Origin of the sequence: Paenibacillus sp. 32O-W (assembly GCF_007679495.1) — a bacterium.
Lineage (GTDB): Bacteria > Bacillota > Bacilli > Paenibacillales > NBRC-103111 > Paenibacillus_L > Paenibacillus_L residui.
This window is the reverse complement of the sequence record NZ_VEGP01000009.1, coordinates 105868-123249: the sequence shown is the minus strand read 5'-3', so window position 1 is coordinate 123249 and position 17382 is coordinate 105868. Positions and strand designations below refer to the sequence as shown.

Here is a 17382-nt window from a genome sequence, read left to right as displayed (position 1 = left end):
AACACGTTTACATCGATAATTTTAACTCAAGCACCCCAAATTGAGCCTCAATCGCCCGGTTTATTCCGAGATCCTATATATTATGTATATGCCCAGCGTTCGATAAGGAAAAAAAAGAACAAAAAAAACACGATAACCCAATCGTGCCTGTCGGTGATGCCTATATCATTCAGGTGACGGTTACAGATAATGCAAAGCTATTCAGTTAGAACCCCTTGGATAAAACGAATTTTTTGAATCATTGCTATCTTCTCCTTTCACCAGAATTTAAACTACATATTTCCATTATAAATTGTATTTGGAAGCCGATCAAGAGCTTAATTTCTTTTTTTACCACAATAGAATTTATAAGTTATTGCGTCCTGAATAACTTCAAATTCTATTTGGCGATAAAAACAACCTCTAAACGCGGTCGTTCATCTATGAAATACTCCGATAGGAGTTTTTCTCATAATATAGAAAATTATAAGTTCTGGGTTCCCCGCAATGTACTGTATAAACCTTAACCGAAGCAAAGTCACGAAGATCGACCGCGTTAAGGAAGGTTTAGACGCTGACTCCGTTAGAGTGCGGATGGAATACGCTTCGGAGGCTATGCGTCACTTGTGGGGATCTAAAGGGTGGGGGCCCGCGAGGACCCCCGCCGATCGAATCTCCGTATTAAACGGAGACCACCTCAGCTATTGTAATCAATCCGATCACACTCCTTTCCTCGGAATTTGCCGGCACCATTAATTTACTATTTCCTCGGTTCAGGTACAAGCGAAAGAATAGTTATAACCGTTCTTTCCTTTACTTAACCGATGCCATAAGGCCCCGGGATCGCTTGCCGGGTTAAGGAAGCTTCACTGAAACAAGCCCTTCATGCCCTAGCTGTCGCCAATGGATAGCTGTCCGTTATTTCAAGAACGCGTGCAACCTTTTTATAATCTATTGCGTCCGTAATATTGGTAAAGATTAGTACAAATACGAGGAGGCTTGCTTCATGAAAGCACCGAAAACTCTGCTTGCATTTGGTATGACAACAGCCATGATGTTTTCATTACTTCCTTCGGCTTATGCGGATCAGCCGGTCTCTGCTTCTCACACCTCATCTAAAGCCGTAACGGTTCTTCAGTCCCCTGCATTGCCTGCAGATAACGTAGCATCGGATAAAGCCAATGAGGAAGCGGCCGCACGGGCCAAGATCAGTAAAGAACGGGCCATCGAGCTGGCCAAAGCCTCTGCGGATGTGCCGGCAGATTATTCCCTTCAGAACATCAGCTTCAATACCTGGGGAGCGACCGGCAAAACCGGCGCCTGGAGCCTGAGCTTTGTCAAAGAGGAGCAGGATCGCTACTACGGAAATATTCAAGTGACCGTCAACGCGGAAACCGGAAAGATCAGCCACATAAGCAAATATGTCAATGATCCGGAAAACCGCCCTTCCTTCCCTCCCAAGGTAGAACTGCAGGAGGCCAAGACCATTGCCGGACAATTACTGGAACGGTATAATCCGGAGCTGAAAGACGCCGTTCGCTACAACGAAGATATGGAAAAATGGGCGAAGCCGCCGCTGGACGGCAATGTATCTTATTCGATCAAATATGACCGGCTGGTGAACGGGATTCCCTTCCCCGGGAACTACATCCAGTTTACTATCGATTCGAACGGGAATATGACTCAATACGAGTATTACTGGGAGGAGCAGCTATCATTCGAGGAGGCCGCTTCCGCCCTTAGCCAGGAGCAGGCTCTGCAAATCATTAAAGAACAAGCCAAGCCCCATTTGAACTATCTTATGAACGGAAATAGCAGGGGGAAAAAGTGGGAGCCCGCGCTAACCTATTCGTTAAGAAATGTGCTGCTGGACGCCAATTCCGGAAAATTCATCAATGAAGCGGGCAAACCGGCTTCCGCTTCGGTCAGCTACTCTCCGCTAACCGATAAACCGCTCGCTCCGATGCCGCCTTCCAATCTGCAGTTAACGGAAAAGCAGGCAGAGGAACAGGTGAGGAAGCTGCTCTCGCTGCCGGAGAATGCCGAACTGACGGATGCATACTATAACGAAAATGTGGATTCAGGAGTGGCCACCTGGAACTTGAACTGGAAGGCCCCTCAAGAAGGCGGCAAGGACGAATATTGGATTTACGCCTCGGTCAACAGCTCGACGGGGGAGATCCTCTCCTTCAACAAAGGGCGGCCGATTGTGCTGGACAAAGAGTCTGAACAGCAGGAGAGCCAGTTAAATGCGGAAACCGCCAAGAAAACCGCCATCGAATTCGTTCAAAGCCTGTATCCTCACTACAGCAATCAGTTGGCGGTCGACGAGCAGGCGTTTAACGACTTCCCGGCGGAAAAAATAAGAATGGCCGAATCGGTCATTGTCCCTTTCAAGCAGCTCATTAACGGCATACCAACCGAATCGGAAGGAATTAGCGTACAAATTGACAGCGCAACGGGAGAAGTAAGCGGCGTTTGGACCAACCTGTATACTTCTCCGCATCCGGAGAACGTGCCTGAGCTGATGGATGACAAAGAAGCCCTGTCCCTACTGCTGTCCCATTATGACCTGCAGCTGCAATACGTCATTCCGATGAACCCGGGCTACCCGGTTCCCATCATATGGACTAAGTCCTCTACGTCTGAGGAGGAAGCGAAATCCGCCAAGCCGGTTTACCGTCTGGTGCCCAAGCATCCGTTGGACGGCTTGTTCCTGGACGCTTCCACCGGGCAATGGCGCAGCCGGGAGGACGGATCGCCGGCCAATCCGGAGAAGCAGCAGGCGTCGGATCTGGAAAATCATTGGGCACGCAAGGAATTGCAGTTGATGATGGACTACAACGCCATCGATGTCGTGGACGGCAAGGTTTATCCCGACAAGGAGATTACACGCGGAGAGATGATCAAGATGCTCGTCATCGCCCGCAATGGCGGCGGCTTCGTCCCTTATTTCGACCAGAGCCGCAAAGCGACGTTTGCCGATGTCGGCAGCTCTTCCCCATACTTCTCCTATGTCGAAGCGGCAGTTGACGCGAACCTGATCGACCGGAGCCAGTCCTCGTTCCAGCCCGATAGCCATATGAACCGGGAAGAATTGGCGGCTCTTCTGGTCCGGGCCCTTGGGTACAGCAAGCTGGCGGAGCATCCGGATATGTTCCGGTTATCCGCAGCAGATGCCGACCAGATCCAGCTTAAGGGGCAGGTCGCGCTTGTGCTCGGTCTGGGCATCCTTACGACATCGGAGGACGGCCGATTCCAACCCGAACAGAAGGTAAGCCGCGCGCAGGCGGCGACCAGCTTCTACCGCTATCTGGAGAAAAGGGCGACTCTACGAGACACCCCGATCCAATACTATTAATCTTGTTCCCCTCATCCCCCGGGCGATCCTGCATCGGGGGATGCTTTTCTGTCCGCGTTGATTACAGCGGGCCTTCCGTGTCTCTCTCTTCCCAATCGTCCTTTTCCGGAAGCTGCCTGAGCTCCATACTTTGACCGCAATGGTAGCAATACTTCGAAACCGCTTCATTCCTCGTGCCGCAGGAAGAACAGATAAGCTTGGGCGGCTCCCGCTCCTCAAATCGGTATCCGCAGGAGGGACAGTAATTGGCCTCTAACGGAACGTTGCGCCCGCATGCGCACTCTTTGATCTGCTTGACCTCCTTGATTTTCAGCTCCAGCTCCCGGATTTCCTGGCGAATCCGGATGATTTGTTTGCCCGCCTCCTCAATGAAAGGCTCCGCCTGGGATAAATCCTTGACGGTATAGGCGTTGAAGACTTCCTCTCCAATCGCTTCGAAATATTTCTCCACTTCCCGTTCCTTTGTGGAAATTTGCGCCTTCATCCGAGTGATTTCGAGCGTTTGCTGCGCCATCTTCGCCGCTTCTGCAGCGCCTTCCTTGAATTTGTTCAAGAACCCTTTCATCTTCGTCTTCCCCCGTTCTTATTCATTCCAGCTCTTTATCTCCGGCGATACGGTAACTATGGGTGCAAGTGACCATTACTCTTGCTGCCCTATATACGCTCCTACTACAGCTTATGATCCGGTTTACCGGGGTATGGTTAACGATTATGATCCCCTTCATAATATTTCGTTTTCATTACAATATTTGCGGGAAACGAAATAATCGGGATTGACAACCAATAGCACTACCCGACAAACTGAGGTATAAGGATAAAATTTCTAATACATAGCAGCGAAGGACTCTGCCCCCCCCTTCGACGGATACAAATTATCCCTGCTTTAAAGGAGGAACCCTATAAAGTGACCCAATCCAAGCCCATGGAAGTTTCGCAACTGGATCGTTTGATGAAGCCTCATACCGAAGCACAATCCGGACTGGTATGGCTGTCCCCGCTTCATTCGCCCTTCCGCATTTCCGGCTTCCCCTGGCTCCGGCAGGACGGCAAATACCGGAGACTGCCCGTAGCTTCTCCATGGCCGATTCCACCTGCGGTGGATTCTCTCGCCAACTGCACTGCCGGGGGACAAATCGCCTTCATGACCGACTCACGCAAGCTTTCGATCAGAGTCCGTCTGTCGGGTCCGGCCAATATGCCCCATATGCCCTCTACCGGCCAATGCGGATTCGATTGTTATTTGGGGATGAACGGTGAGTTCACCTTCTATAGCACATCCAAGTACGATCATACCCGAACCGAGTACGAGGTGGATCTGTTTGCTTTGGAAAGCAAGCAAATGCGCGCAGTCACCCTGTATTTCCCGCTATACCAGGGAGTCGAGGAAGTGGAGCTCGGCCTGGAGGCGGATGCCCTTGTCCAGGCCCCTTCGCCTTATGCAAGCAGCAAGAAAGTCATCCTGTACGGGACATCGATTACCCAAGGCGGGTGTGCCTCTCGTCCCGGCATGGCCTATCCCAATATATTAAGCCGTTCCATCCCTTTGGAATTCGTCAACCTCGGTTTCTCCGGGAACGGACGCGGCGAACCGGAATTGGCTCGCATTATTGGCGAAATAGAGAATCCGGGGTGCTATATCCTCGATTACGAGGCCAATTCAGTCAGTCCGGAGAAGCTTCGTGAGACATTGCCCGAGTTTATCCGTATTTTACGCGAAAAGCATCCGGAGGTGCCTATTATCGTTGTGTCGAGAATCCAATATTCGATGGATCGCTTCGACTCCAGGCTTAACGCCAATCGTCTCGCCAACCTTGAATTCCAGAGGCAAACCGTCGAGCAGCTTAGAGAAAATGGGGATCGCCGCATTCATTTCTATGACGGGTCCTCCCTGTTAGGTGACCGTTATCACGAATGCACGGTAGACGGGATTCATCCTACCGACCTTGGCTTTCTCCTGATGGCCGACGGATTAAACCCTTTTATTCGCGAAGTGGTGGCGGAGCTGTTGGAAGACCATCCCCCGACGAAGTAATTGACGGGTCCGCCCGTTGGCAAGGCTGGCTCCGTATGACAACAAGGCCGGAACAGGGCGCGGCGATTTCCATGCTTCGCGCCTGTTCCGGCCGATTGAATTAATGGAGGGGCAGCCAGATCGTAACGATCGTCCCTTGGCCGAATACGCTGCTGATCCCCATTCTCCCCTTATGAAGCTGCACGATCTCCTTACAGATGGACAGTCCGAGGCCGCTTCCCGGATAGCGGGTCGTGCCTTTAAAAAACTTTTCCGTAACCCGCTTAATATTTTCCGCCTGAATACCTTCCCCGGTATCCTCTACCTGGATTCGAACCTCCTCTTCCTCCCGGGCCGTCGTCAGCCGGATGGTCCCGCCTTCCGGAGTGAATTTGATGGCATTATCCAACAAATTAACCATGACCTGTTTGAGCCGATTGCGATCCGCTGTCAGTTCAAGCGGCCCTTCCCCCAGCTCCACCTCAATATTCAGCTTGTGGCGGTTACCGCTTGCGATGAACTGCTCCCCGATTTCCTCCACCAGCCGGTTGATATCGACAAGCTCACAACGGATACCCATGCCTCCCGACTGAAGCTTGGAGAAATCCAGCAGATCCTCAACCAGTCCGATGAGCCGATCCGTTTCTTTCGTAATGACTCCCAGCCCCAATTTCGTCTCCTCTTTCTCCTCCAGGCCGCCGGATAGCAGCGTCTCGCTCCATCCTTTGATGGATGTCAGCGGCGTGCGCAGCTCATGAGATACCGAGGATATAAATTCGTTCTTCAGCTTCTCGTTGCGAACGATCTCTTCCGCCATATAGTTCAGGGTATCGGCCAGATGGCCGACTTCGTCATCATACCGCTTCTCCGCCTTGCGGGAGAAATCCCCTCCGGCCATATATTTGGCTACCGTCGTCAGTTCTCCTATCGGGCTGACGATTCGCCGGGCCATTAACCAACTGACGAGAAGAGACAAGCAGACAACCGCCAGACCGACCCCGATTGCCGCGCCCGTTATCTTGTTCAGCACCTCATCGACTCTCTTGATGGATGTCGTATAGCGAAGAATGCCGATCATGCGGGAATCCTGCATCAACGGCTGGGATAAGGCCAGGATTCGTTCCTTCGTATCGGGATCGATGCCCATCCAGGTTTCCGCAGAACCTTTCAGAGCGGCTTGAATATCGGGGGTGGGCGTTTTTTTCCCAGGCGGTAGGCCATAGGAATCGATGACCAGATTTCCGTATAAATCGATCACTTCCACTCGGGTGAAATCTTCGGTAATTTCATTCTCGAAGATGTATCTGGATTGGTCCCCCAGGGAATATTCATCCAAATATTGACCGTAAAATCTGGCGGATACAGCCGCTCTTTCACTGAGCGCCTGGGTCGCGCTTCCGTAGTAATATTGTCTGACGGTTCCGACAAACAGCACTCCCAGAATAAGAACCACTCCGAGGATGACTATGCCGTAACCTAACATCATTCTGCCTCTGATCGTTTTCAATTCGGATGTCCCTTCCATAAATATCCGTATCCCCAGACCGTTTCAATATATTTGGGACGGGACGGATCAGCTTCGATTTTTTGCCGGATTCTGCGGATATTAACATCCACAATCTTTAAATCGCCTATATAGTGCTTGCCCCAGACGGTGTCCAGAATCTCGTCCCGGCTGACACTTTTATTGGCATTTTCCATAAAAAGCTTCATGATGGCAAATTCCGTAGGCGTTACATCAATTTCCTCTCTATTCTTGTATAGCTTGCGTTCGTCTAGGGAAATAGAGAAAGGACCGGATTCCAGTTCATTCTTCGCAGGATGGGAAGAGTTCAGCCTGCGCTGCAGAGCCTGGACCCTAGCCACCAGCTCGGTTGGACTGAACGGTTTGACGACATAATCATCCGCCCCGAGCTGCAGCCCGGTCACCTTATCCGTATCTTGAGTTTTAGCCGTTAACATAATAATTCCCATGTCCGGGTAGAGCTTTCGGATTCGCTCGCATACCTCAAATCCACTAATGGTCGGCAGCATGACGTCGAGAATGGCAATGTCCACTGCTTCCTGCTCCAATTTTTCGAGGGCTTCCTCGCCGGTTTCCGCCTCAATCACTTCAATGCCGTTTCGGCCTAAATTAATCCGTACAAATCCGCGGATAGCCTCTTCGTCTTCCAGAATGAGCACCTTCATCTCCATCATCCTTTCTGTCTATTAGACCCTTTTGTCAAAATCGCAGCTTGACCGCTCCCTTTCGTATAACGAATATTGGGCCGTTCACATTCCGTATCTAACAATTATTTCAATCATTGTGAAATCGCGTCTATAAAGGCACCTTGCCGTTATAAGTGAACGAAGTGAAACAGTTCCCGTGCCTGCTGTGCATCAATTCGCAATCTTTCGTACTCTCGGGCATATTTATCCGGAAGGTTGGGATTGCCTTCGGGCAGAACGGCAATGAAGGATTTATCATTCCTTTCTCCCAACGGAACAATAATCGCCTGCTTCTCCTTCCATTCCTTCTCCTTCTCCTGCTTCTGATTGCGCGGGAAGTAAGTGAGGGTCAGCAGCTCTTGCTTACGATGTTCTCCCGCTCCGATATATTCAATAACAATCGAGCCCGGAGAGGCTTCCTCGGCTTTTCTAATCGTCACCAGATCATGCCAACTTTCTGGAAAATCGAGGCGAAATCCCGCAGAGAAATCAAAATAGCTGTCTCGTACCCATTTAAGGCTTTCCTGCCCATCCCATTGATGCCAGGAATGAATCCAGGGGATGGAGACCAGCGGCATTTCTTCCGTTCCCACGGGCTGCTTCATTAAGTCGATTTCGATGATCCCGTCATTGTTAATATCTTCGCTTGTGACGGTGTAAGGGTTGAAAATCGCTTCAGGGGCTCTGCCCCTCCCGGCAAAGACGTTGCGAAGACGGCCGTCCTCGACCACCAACAGCGTTGTCTGGGAGGAGTGTGCGCCCACTCCTGCATCAATAAATATTCCTTTACGCGATTCCGTAGCATTCCCCAGCAGAATCTGCGAGTACCCGTTGATGGTTCCGTCCAATGCCAGCCTATCCGACGGCCTGAGCTTTCCTTCAATAAATCGATATAACTCTGCTTTGGATACATGCTCTGTACGGTCAAACTGGAACAGCACAATTTCCGATACACCATCGTTATCCAAATCGCCAACAGCCAGCTCGGTGTAGGAATGCCGGCCGATTTCTCTGGCTGACGTTCCTTCGAAGGAGTAGGCCGTTAATTCCTTCTTGACTTCCTCCCCGCCGCTCCAGCCGACAAGCATATCTTTGACCCCGTTACCTGTTACGTCCTGAAAATCAAGATAATGAACGGTGCTTCCCAGCTCCTGAATTTCCGCCATCTTCTCCCATTTGCCATTCTTTCTGCTCAGGATAATAGCCCCGAGCTCGAATTGGTTCATTTCCTTTTTATAAAATGCGACCGCTTCATTCTGTCCGTCCCCATTCAGATCTATTTCATTGATTGCCGCCGTGCCTGCCGGCGAGTGGGCCGGCAGAGTAAGCTTCGCCCCTGAAGGGAGGTGCTCGATCACAGCCAGCCTCATCTCCTGCAAATCAGCCGTGACCGACGGGGCTTTCAATAAGTCAACCGGCGGTACAGCAAAGCTGCATCCGGAGACCAACCCCAAACAGCAGAGAATGGCGGCACCGGTTATCCATTTGTTGGACATAATCAACCTCCTTACGATTTATCCGGACATGAAGAGCATGGATGTCTATCTATCCTAAGTCTGCAGCACCAAACCAGGTCCGGTAAATCAAAACACCCGGCCGCCTCCCATTGGAAAAGCGGCCAGGTCCGATAACAATCTCTCATGGAGACAATTCAGGAACGGTTACGATTGTGTAACCTTCCTCCTGCAGATAATCTATCAATTGAGGAAGAAATTCCACCGTATTGCTTAAATCGCTGTTCTTTCCTCCAAAGCTGTGCATCAACACAATGCCGCCGGGCTTCGCCTGCTTCTTGACGATGTTCATCATTTCGTCCGGTGAGGTGCCTGCCCAATCCCGAGGATCAACGGTCCATCCTACCAATTGGTATCCCTTATCGTCCAGGACGGATTGAACCTTATCGGACATGGCACCATAAGGCGCCCTGAACAGACTGATCTTCTGTCCGGTGATCTGAAATAGCAAATCACTCAACCGGTCGATGGCATGACCGACTTCCTTAGTGTTCAATTCCGTGAGCTTCTCGTGCCCCCATGTATGGTTCCCTACAAGATGACCTTCATCGATTATTTGCTGGACCATTTCGGGATAAGCTTCCGCTTGCTTCCCTACGAGAAAGAAGGTTGCCTTGATGTTGCGTTCCTTTAATATCTCCAATATTTGGGGAGTCCATTTCAAATCCGGACCGTCATCGAAGGTGAGGGCAATTCTCTTCTCTTCCCCGGCTTCGTCAGCACCCGTTCCCTGAGGCGGCGGAGACGTCTGTTCTTCCTGCCGGTCAGGCTGGGCTGAAGGCGAAGGATCCGCATTCGGCGTCTGCGATGGTGAAATGGAAGGTGAGGGGGGTACCGCCTTCCCGGTATCCGTTGTCGGAGTCGGGGTAGCCTTCGGTGGGGAGGACGTTGCCGCCTCCGGTGCCGGAGAAGGTGTCTCGCCTGTCAAACCACTCCCGTCAAGCTCTTTCCCATTCACAGCCGGGCTTCCGGTCACCGCCTTGCTTCCCCCGCCGGCAATCAATGCTTCCACTCTATTATACCCTATAGAAATAACGAGAATAAACAACAATACTAAACTAAACCGCCGCCAATTAATTCTTCTTTTTCTTCTTTTCATGTTTCCCCTACTCCCAATATCCATTCATATTTTATGTAACTTCCAAGGGTATTCTAGAGTTCCTCCAATTATTTCCGCTCCGTAAATGCCTCCTCCACAAGCTCCAATCGGCCCTTGCGCACGGACCATACGGACTCAACAGCCGCCAGATCCTCGGTATGAATGGCACCCGAGACGATCTGTGTCCCTTTCAAATCATAGATTCCGTCGCCGTTTGTATCGACAGGCACCAGGGAGACAAATCCTCCGACTGTCCCTTCCGCAGGCTGCATCAGCTTTCCTTGCGGATCATAGACAAGCGCACGGACGTATCGTTCTTTGGAAGGATATACATCCACTGTCTCCTTCCTGGAGGTTTCCCTGCTCGTTATTTCGGCTTTATAACCGTTCTTGAATATAACATCTAACTGCAATCCTTCATTTAACTGCTTCTGATCCACAATAGGGTGAAGCTCGCCGCCAGTGAATGTTAGCAAGCTATAAGCGCCCCCACCCAGCTTGCCCGGATACCGGGAATGGGGAAGGGTGACGAAAATATCTTTAATGCTCTCTTCAGTAAATCTCCCTATCCATATCTTTGGGTTATAGGCGCTATCGATCTCTCCCACGGAGCTGGTGCTCCATTCCCCGGTGGAACTTGATTTTATCGCTACCTTAATTGATGAATAGAGCTCTTGTGCGGCATCGATCTTGTTGCCCAGAAGAACAATGTGATCCCGGCTGCCGTCCCCGTTAACATCCGCATACTTGGAATCCAGAATGAAATATGGCCCGCTATCGGCCTGCTCGAGAATCGGTTCCTCGAATTTATCGTTTACCGCGTATAGGGGCGACGGCTCATTATCCCAGTCATACGGCTTCACGTCCAGCTCTGTCAGCCGAAACAGCCCGTTCTGAACCGCCCAACGGGACGTAATGGCCGCCAACCGGTCGCTCGCTGCAAAGCCGTACACATATTGACGGCCTTCCAAATAATAGGTCCCATCCGCCTTCTGAACTGGAATCAACGAGGAGTAGCGCTGAACCTTGCCTTCTAACGGTTGGAGCAATTTACCGTTCTCATCGTAGATTTCCCGTTTAATGTGCTCGTCTTTGCGGGACTCGATATCGATAACGACCGTCTCTCCGGCAGGAAGTCTCGTCAGCTCCGCCTTAAATCCATCCTGGAAGAGAACGCGGTAATCGACACCCGCATTTAACTGATCCGATTGCACCAGCTTGGCTGCCTGGCCTTCCTTGAATGTGAGCAAACTATAGGATTGGATTTCCCCTTGAGGATTACCGTCTATCGTCACGAATAAATCCGGAATTCCATCCCTGTCCAAATCAATAAGATCCATTCGTGGATTGTAGGCCGGATAATCTGCTTCTATCGGTACCTGGACATAACGGTTCTCCTGCAAGTCCTGAACCACGACCTGTACATCGTATACAGATGAATCTTCCGGGTCCCTCTTAGCTCCTATCAAAGAGATTAGATCGGCAAGCCCGTCTCCTGTCACATCCTTCTCCATGAAGGCCAACAGGACCCGCTGCTCCTGATCCTTCTCCTCCTCCGGCAAAGCTCGAGCGATTTCGACAGGATGAACAGGATCCGGTGAGACATCCCCGGGATGCCAGAACATCATCATTCCAGCCGCAACTACTCCGCCTATGAGCGCAGCGCTGGTATACTTCAAATAAGCTTTCATAATTTCAGTTCTCTCCATCCGGCTAATTGCAAGTTCAATAGTTTTATAGTAAGGCGAATAGAGTCGAAAGTAGTTACGGAACCATTACAAATATTTGCATAAACCGATTCTTGAGGAGGTCTTGAAAAGATTGTCGAAAGCTCTCGGGGAATTCCAGAAATTTCGGATGATGTCGATCACTTTATTAAGTATAAGACGTGATGGATTAGAAAAGAAGGAAATCTGTCGAATGATAAAAAAAGCTCCTAACGGAGCCTCTTCGAAGATGAATAACCCGGTATTAGAGGTGGCTTTTTATGCCAATTAGAAAGTCGTTCCATTTTAATGCTTTAATGAACTTAAACTTTCTAATGTGGTAAAAAATCCTTCCAAGCAAAGAATTCGTCTAGCTCGGAAGGATGGCGTTCGTTCATAAGATTATGAGCCGGCATTCGAAGTAAGGGGGAGAGATACTTCCACCGTAGTCCCGGCATTCACCTTGCTCTTGATGTTTAATTGCCCGCAATGGGCTTCTACAATGCGCCAGCATGTCATCAAGCCCAGTCCGGTGCCATAATCTTTGGTCGTAAAGAAAGGTTCTCCGATTCTGGTCATGAATTGCTGGGGAATCCCGATCCCCTGATCTATAACCTTGATGATTAATTTATCCGGTAGTCCATGCTCAGCCGTAATTCGGACCGCTCCTCCATCCGGCATCGCTTCCAGCGAATTTTTCAGCAGGTTAATGAACAACTGCTTAAGCTGATTCTCGTCGCACCATAACAGAGGCAAATCCGGCTCAAATCCGGTAGTGATCCGGACATTGCTCATAATAGCCTGGGTATTGATCAGTGAAATGACACTCTTTAAAATCGAAGTCACCGATGTCATACGAAAATTGACATTCTGCGGTTTGGATAGAACCATGAATTCGTTCACGATACTGTTGATTCTATGTAGTTCTGACAGCATGATATCGAAAAATTTATGATTATCCTCATTCTTCGACTTGAGAAGCTGGGTAAACCCCATCAATGACGTGAGGGGATTCCGGATTTCATGGGCTACTCCGGCGGCCAATTGCCCTACCACGGAGAGCTTCTCCGAACGGCGAATCAGTTCTTCCTTCCTCTTCTGCTCGGTAGTATCCCTCAGAACACTTTGGATGAGAGTCTGCCCCGTGTGATGATGTACATATTTCGACAGAACCTCCAGTTGAATCGTCCGGCCATCCAGCCGAACCGCCTGTAACTCATCTATGCTGGTTTGCATGGACGAATGACCGGCACGCTCCAGCTTCCTTCTCAGCTTCTCGCCCTCTCCCTCCGGAATAAGCTCAAAGATGGATCGGCCGGACAGCTCCGCCGGAGCGGAAGCCCCGAGCAATTCCGCTGCCGCTGGATTCACATATAGAATTTCTCCTTGAGAATGCAATACAACCGGTACAGGCGAGCTATCGATGTACTCACACTGGAATAGCTTCACACCAGATTCGTTATTGTGCTGATCTGACTGCTGTCGATCTCCACGTACGGATATTAGGCCGCTCAGCCATGCCAGTCCCATCAGCACCAGGAAATGGGTGACGAAATTAACAATGGCAGCCGGTTCCGGGACGCTCGCTGCTAACTGAAGCGCATACACGATTGCAAGGCTTCCTGCAAGAATATAAGTTATCCGCCTTCCCCAATAAATTGATGAATGGATAACTATACAATAAATAAGCGATAATAGAGGACTGTTGCTCCCTCCGGTGGCCAGAATGAGCCACAGGATTTGAACATATCCCCAAAATACCGCAAATTTCGACAACAACGGGTGAATATTTGCCGACCTTGGCACAATTAACGACGCAGCATGAAGGAAAATTAGGGTGCTTGCCCCATAGACAAAAACAGGAGCAATCCGGTTTGCATCTAATCCTAAGGCCGAGATTAAAGGTGTGGTATAGAAAAGGACGGCAAGGATAAGCCAGAAACCAATACTGATAAAGGAGCCGCTCACCTCGATACGGCGAGTCAAGGATTGTTTATTTCCCACATCGATCATCCTCGTATTTTTCCGACCTTTGCCTAAGGGATGACTACCCGTTATCCTACAGACCCTGCCCCTGGACGAGGCTAATGGACAGCGGCCATTAGGTTGGAAAATTTCATAAATATTAGTTGAATTTTGTCATATTTTATCTCCTATTATATAGTACTTTAGCATTAGAATGAACTCTTTTTTAAAAATAAGACTTTTAAAAGTCCTGGGGCTTCCAGTCAACTCTCTATAACAACAAAAAAAGCACTCACGAGCCTTGGCTCAACTATGAGTGCTTTCCATAATTGGACGGTAGTCCGGCTTCTTAATGAACGATGTAATGAAGCAGGGTACGGACCATTGCACCAGTGCCTCCCTCGGGATCGACTCCCCGTTCCTTCAGTAAATAGGCCGTGCCTCCCGTGTCCAGATGAATCCACGGCGTGTCCTCGGCAAATTCGCCTATGAACAATCCCCCGGTGATCGCCCCTGCCCAACGGTTGACCGTAGAATTTTTGATATCGGCGACCGAACTTTTCAACGCTTCCTTATACTCGGGGTATGCAGGCAGCTGCCACAGCCTCTCTCCGCTTCGTTCCGCGGCCTGCAGCAATTCCTTCATAAAAGCATCGTTATTCGAAACCGCCCCCGTCGCCAAGTCCCCTAGACTAACGAGAACGGCTCCTGTCAGGGTAGCCACATCGATAATGCGCCCGGCGCCGAGCTGTTTAGCATAGGTTACGCCATCGGCCAGGATGATCCTTCCTTCGGCGTCGGTATTCGTAACCTCAATGGTTTTGCCGCTAAGGGTAGAAATAACATCACCGGGCTTCAGCGCCCTGTCGGAAGGCATATTCTCTGCCGACGGTATAACCGCCAGAACATTGACCTGGGGCTTCATTTCCCCGATGGCCTTCATGACTCCAAGCAGGACAGCACCGCCGCCCATATCGCTAATCATTTCGTCCATGCCGTCCGCTTTTTTCAAGGAGATGCCGCCCGTATCGAAGGTTACGCCTTTGCCGACGAGCCCCAGAACGTTCTTCCATTCCGGCAGCCCCTGGTATTTTAAGACAATCATCCGGGGCGGGTGAATGCTTCCTTTGCCGACGTTATATAAGCCAAGCATCCCTTGCTCCAGAAGCTGCTTTTCATCGAGAACTGCACATTCCAGGCCATAAGCTTCGGCAAGCCGCTTTGCTTCCGAGGCCATGGTCTCCGGAACGAACGCATTGCCCGGCGTATTCGTTAAATCCCGGGCATAGTTGGTTGCCGATGCATAGATACAGCCTGTTTGAATCGCATCTTGCAGCTTGGCTTCTTCAGCCTTATCCGTGACATAATATTTCACTTGCTCCAGCAGCACACGGGAAGGGGCTGTTTTCTTGTAGGTTTGTCTATAGTAGCTTCCCAACATAAAGCCTTCCGTCAGTGCCCGAATCCGGGTTAGCGGATCGCTCTCCGTCTTACCCACGCTATCTGTCATAATCGCAAGTTTGCCGATCCCCCTTGCCAGCGCTTTGCGGACAGCCGCTGCCGCTGCTTCACGCCATGCTTGAGCATCGGCACCACTAGGGCCCAAACCAGCTATAATGATCTGCGGATAAGGGTTGAACCCAAGGGTGGGCAGCACTTCCGCTTCCCCCCTCCCGGCTGCAAACACTTTCGCTTCCGATAACCCAACAATGGCATCCTTCAGCTCCTGCCTCAGCAGCGGCGGGGGTGCTTCTTCCTGACTCATGAAATAAACCAGTGCCTCGTTCCGGTCGGGACTCCCCGCTTCAGGACTGTCATAGGTCCACGAGAAGAGCCGGGAGTCAGTGCTATTCCATCCGTTCATACCGTCACCTCAATTAGAAAAATAAGATACCGATTGCTGAATAACTGTCTGCATAGGGAGATGGTAAGGACACTTCTGTTCACATAACGGCTGTTCTTTGCACGGCTCATAATCGGCACACGAAAATAATTTATCCTTATGCTTCTGGTAGAAGGCATCACCCTTGGGAAGAAGTCCAAAATGATTGCGAATTCGACTGGAGATCATGACATCCGGGATAGGAATGCCGATTGGACAGGAGCAGTAATTGCAGCGCCGGCAATTGTGCCCGCCCAATTCCATTGCCAAGGATTCCAGCTCTTCCCGCTCCTCGGTACCTACTTCCTGCTCTTGCGCCCTAAGGTTCTCGCGAACCTCATCCACGCTGACCATCCCCGAAATCGTAACATGGACGTCCTGGCTGTAGGGATAGCGGATCGCTTTCTCTACCGGTTGAATGAAGCCTCCTGACAATGGCTTCATGGCCACCTTCCCCATCTGCTTCCGGGTTAACGCAGGAATCAATTGCTCCAGGGCAAAAGGTTGGGCGAGATTTAGATGGAACAAAACCTGATCGAAGCTGCCGGATTCAATCCATCGGGTCAATAGATCCGGCCGATGGCCGGTAATTCCGATAAACCGGATTTTGCCGGCCCCCCTCGCTTCCAAAGCGGCCCGATAGGCGCCATCCTCCGCCATAACTTTCTCAAATTCATGCTCATAATTGACATAATGAATTTGCAGCAAATCGATCGTATCGGTACGCAGCTTGTTCAGACTGTTCTCGATCTCCTGCCTGGCCGACTCGTAATCCCGTTTATTCGTCTTGGTGGCCAGAAAGTATTCATCCCGCCGTCCGGCGATCGACCGGCCTATGATCTCCTCGCTATTCCGATATGCTGCCGCCGTATCTATATAATTGATTCCTTGGTCCAATGCATAATTCAATGCTTTATCCGCTTGCTCGTAGGGAACCCCGGGCAAATTCATGGCCCCGAACCCTAATGAGGATACTTTGTACCCGGTCTTGCCGAAAATGCTGTACCGCATCGTTCTCCCCCTAACTATTAGAGTATAGAGTTTAAGCCATATTATTATACCTTGTATACTAAACAATGAGATAAACATATTTTATCATAAGTCGAGCCTGGCGGACGGTTTAAAGAAAAAAAGGAGCTGCCAAAGCAGTCTCCAAAGTTTGTTTCAATTCATGCTGCACTTTTGTTTGTTTTAGGGCAACCCGTGCAGCGATCAGGAGGTCCATTTAAGATTATGTATAAGTATATCTCGGGATAAAGAAAACCGATTTCTATGATCTTGTCCAAAATGGCAAAAAGACCCTTTCGGGGGCCCGGTTTCTACTTGTAGCCGTGATAAAAAACTTTATACGCGGGAAGCTGGTCCAGATTCATTTCCTCCCATTTCTCGTGCTCCTTATTTCGCTTCTCTTGATCCTTTCGCTGCTTTTCCTGCTCCTTACTCCGTTTCTCCTGTTCCTTTTCTTTCTCCTTCTCTTGTTCCTTCTGCTGCTTTTCCTGCTCCTTACTCCGTTTCTCCTGTTCCTTTTCTTTCTCCTTCTCTTGTTCCTGCCGCTGCTTTTCCTGCTCCTTACTCCGTTTCTCCTGTTCCTTTTCTTTCTCCTTCTCTTGTTCCTGCCGCTGCTTTTCCTGCTCCTTATTCCATTTCTCCTGTT

At 50.2% G+C, this 17382-nt stretch carries 12 protein-coding genes; 2 read left to right on the top strand and 10 right to left on the bottom strand.

The features are described 5' to 3' along the window. Positions 1 to 985 precede the first annotated feature (985 nt). Positions 986 to 3340 (top strand): YcdB/YcdC domain-containing protein, encoded by a 2355-nt coding sequence (locus FS806_RS06035; RefSeq protein WP_144933680.1) that lies wholly within the window; start codon positions 986 to 988, stop codon positions 3338 to 3340. 61 nt (positions 3341 to 3401) lie between these two features. Here the strand turns inward: FS806_RS06035 and FS806_RS06030 are convergent, their stop codons facing one another. Further along, entirely contained in the window at positions 3402 to 3905 is a 504-nt protein-coding gene (locus FS806_RS06030) for a zinc ribbon domain-containing protein (protein WP_144933679.1), read from the bottom strand. A 339-nt stretch (positions 3906 to 4244) separates the two neighbouring features. Here FS806_RS06030 and FS806_RS06025 point away from each other — a divergent pair, with 339 nt between their 5' ends. Then, a complete protein-coding gene (locus FS806_RS06025; protein WP_260981996.1) occupies positions 4245 to 5372 on the top strand; it encodes an SGNH/GDSL hydrolase family protein in 1128 nt (375 codons plus the stop codon). Between the two features lie 100 nt (positions 5373 to 5472). On the opposite strand, the gene FS806_RS06020 is transcribed toward FS806_RS06025, so the two are convergent. From FS806_RS06020 to FS806_RS25655, 9 genes are all read right to left on the bottom strand, one after another. Beyond that, the gene (locus FS806_RS06020; protein ID WP_260981995.1) at positions 5473 to 6876 is read right to left on the bottom strand and encodes a sensor histidine kinase; all 1404 of its coding nucleotides are present in this window, start codon (positions 6874 to 6876) and stop codon (positions 5473 to 5475) included. Beyond that, positions 6855 to 7541: a response regulator transcription factor gene (locus FS806_RS06015; protein WP_144933677.1), complete on the bottom strand. Its 687-nt coding sequence runs from the start codon at positions 7539 to 7541 to the stop codon at positions 6855 to 6857. The genes FS806_RS06020 and FS806_RS06015 overlap by 22 nt, the downstream gene beginning before the upstream one ends. Before the next feature lie 149 nt (positions 7542 to 7690). Next, on the bottom strand, positions 7691 to 9058 hold the full coding sequence (locus FS806_RS06010) for an FG-GAP repeat domain-containing protein (protein ID WP_144933676.1): 1368 nt from the start codon (positions 9056 to 9058) through the stop codon (positions 7691 to 7693). A gap of 142 nt (positions 9059 to 9200) precedes the next feature. After that, the gene (locus tag FS806_RS06005) at positions 9201 to 10175 is read right to left on the bottom strand and encodes a polysaccharide deacetylase family protein (RefSeq protein ID WP_144933675.1); all 975 of its coding nucleotides are present in this window, start codon (positions 10173 to 10175) and stop codon (positions 9201 to 9203) included. Between the two features lie 68 nt (positions 10176 to 10243). Continuing rightward, entirely contained in the window at positions 10244 to 11866 is a 1623-nt protein-coding gene (locus FS806_RS06000; RefSeq protein WP_144933674.1) for a hypothetical protein, read from the bottom strand. 417 nt (positions 11867 to 12283) lie between these two features. After that, positions 12284 to 13885, bottom strand: a complete 1602-nt coding sequence (locus tag FS806_RS05995) for an ATP-binding protein (RefSeq protein WP_186328225.1) — start codon at positions 13883 to 13885, stop codon at positions 12284 to 12286. 310 nt (positions 13886 to 14195) lie between these two features. Next, positions 14196 to 15710, bottom strand: a complete 1515-nt coding sequence (locus FS806_RS05990; RefSeq protein WP_144933672.1) for a leucyl aminopeptidase — start codon at positions 15708 to 15710, stop codon at positions 14196 to 14198. A 9-nt stretch (positions 15711 to 15719) separates the two neighbouring features. Further along, positions 15720 to 16739 carry an aldo/keto reductase gene (locus FS806_RS05985; RefSeq protein WP_144933671.1) on the bottom strand — a complete coding sequence of 340 codons (1020 nt, stop codon included), beginning with the start codon at positions 16737 to 16739 and terminating at the stop codon, positions 15720 to 15722. A 308-nt stretch (positions 16740 to 17047) separates the two neighbouring features. Then, positions 17048 to 17382: hypothetical protein (locus tag FS806_RS25655; protein ID WP_186328224.1), on the bottom strand; the 335-nt coding region annotated here is incomplete at its 5' end.

Excerpts from the sequence above, each read along its gene's own strand:
- FS806_RS06035 (WP_144933680.1), top strand. The coding sequence starts at position 986 with ATGAAAGCACCGAAAACTCTGCTTGCATTTGGTATGACAACAGCCATG.
- FS806_RS06030 (WP_144933679.1), bottom strand. The coding sequence starts at position 3,905 with ATGAAAGGGTTCTTGAACAAATTCAAGGAAGGCGCTGCAGAAGCGGCG.
- FS806_RS06020 (WP_260981995.1), bottom strand. The coding sequence starts at position 6,876 with ATGGAAGGGACATCCGAATTGAAAACGATCAGAGGCAGAATGATGTTA.
- FS806_RS06015 (WP_144933677.1), bottom strand. The coding sequence starts at position 7,541 with ATGAAGGTGCTCATTCTGGAAGACGAAGAGGCTATCCGCGGATTTGTA.
- FS806_RS06010 (WP_144933676.1), bottom strand. The coding sequence starts at position 9,058 with ATGTCCAACAAATGGATAACCGGTGCCGCCATTCTCTGCTGTTTGGGG.
- FS806_RS06005 (WP_144933675.1), bottom strand. The coding sequence starts at position 10,175 with ATGAAAAGAAGAAAAAGAAGAATTAATTGGCGGCGGTTTAGTTTAGTA.
- FS806_RS06000 (WP_144933674.1), bottom strand. The coding sequence starts at position 11,866 with ATGAAAGCTTATTTGAAGTATACCAGCGCTGCGCTCATAGGCGGAGTA.
- FS806_RS05990 (WP_144933672.1), bottom strand. The coding sequence starts at position 15,710 with ATGAACGGATGGAATAGCACTGACTCCCGGCTCTTCTCGTGGACCTAT.
- FS806_RS05985 (WP_144933671.1), bottom strand. The coding sequence starts at position 16,739 with ATGCGGTACAGCATTTTCGGCAAGACCGGGTACAAAGTATCCTCATTA.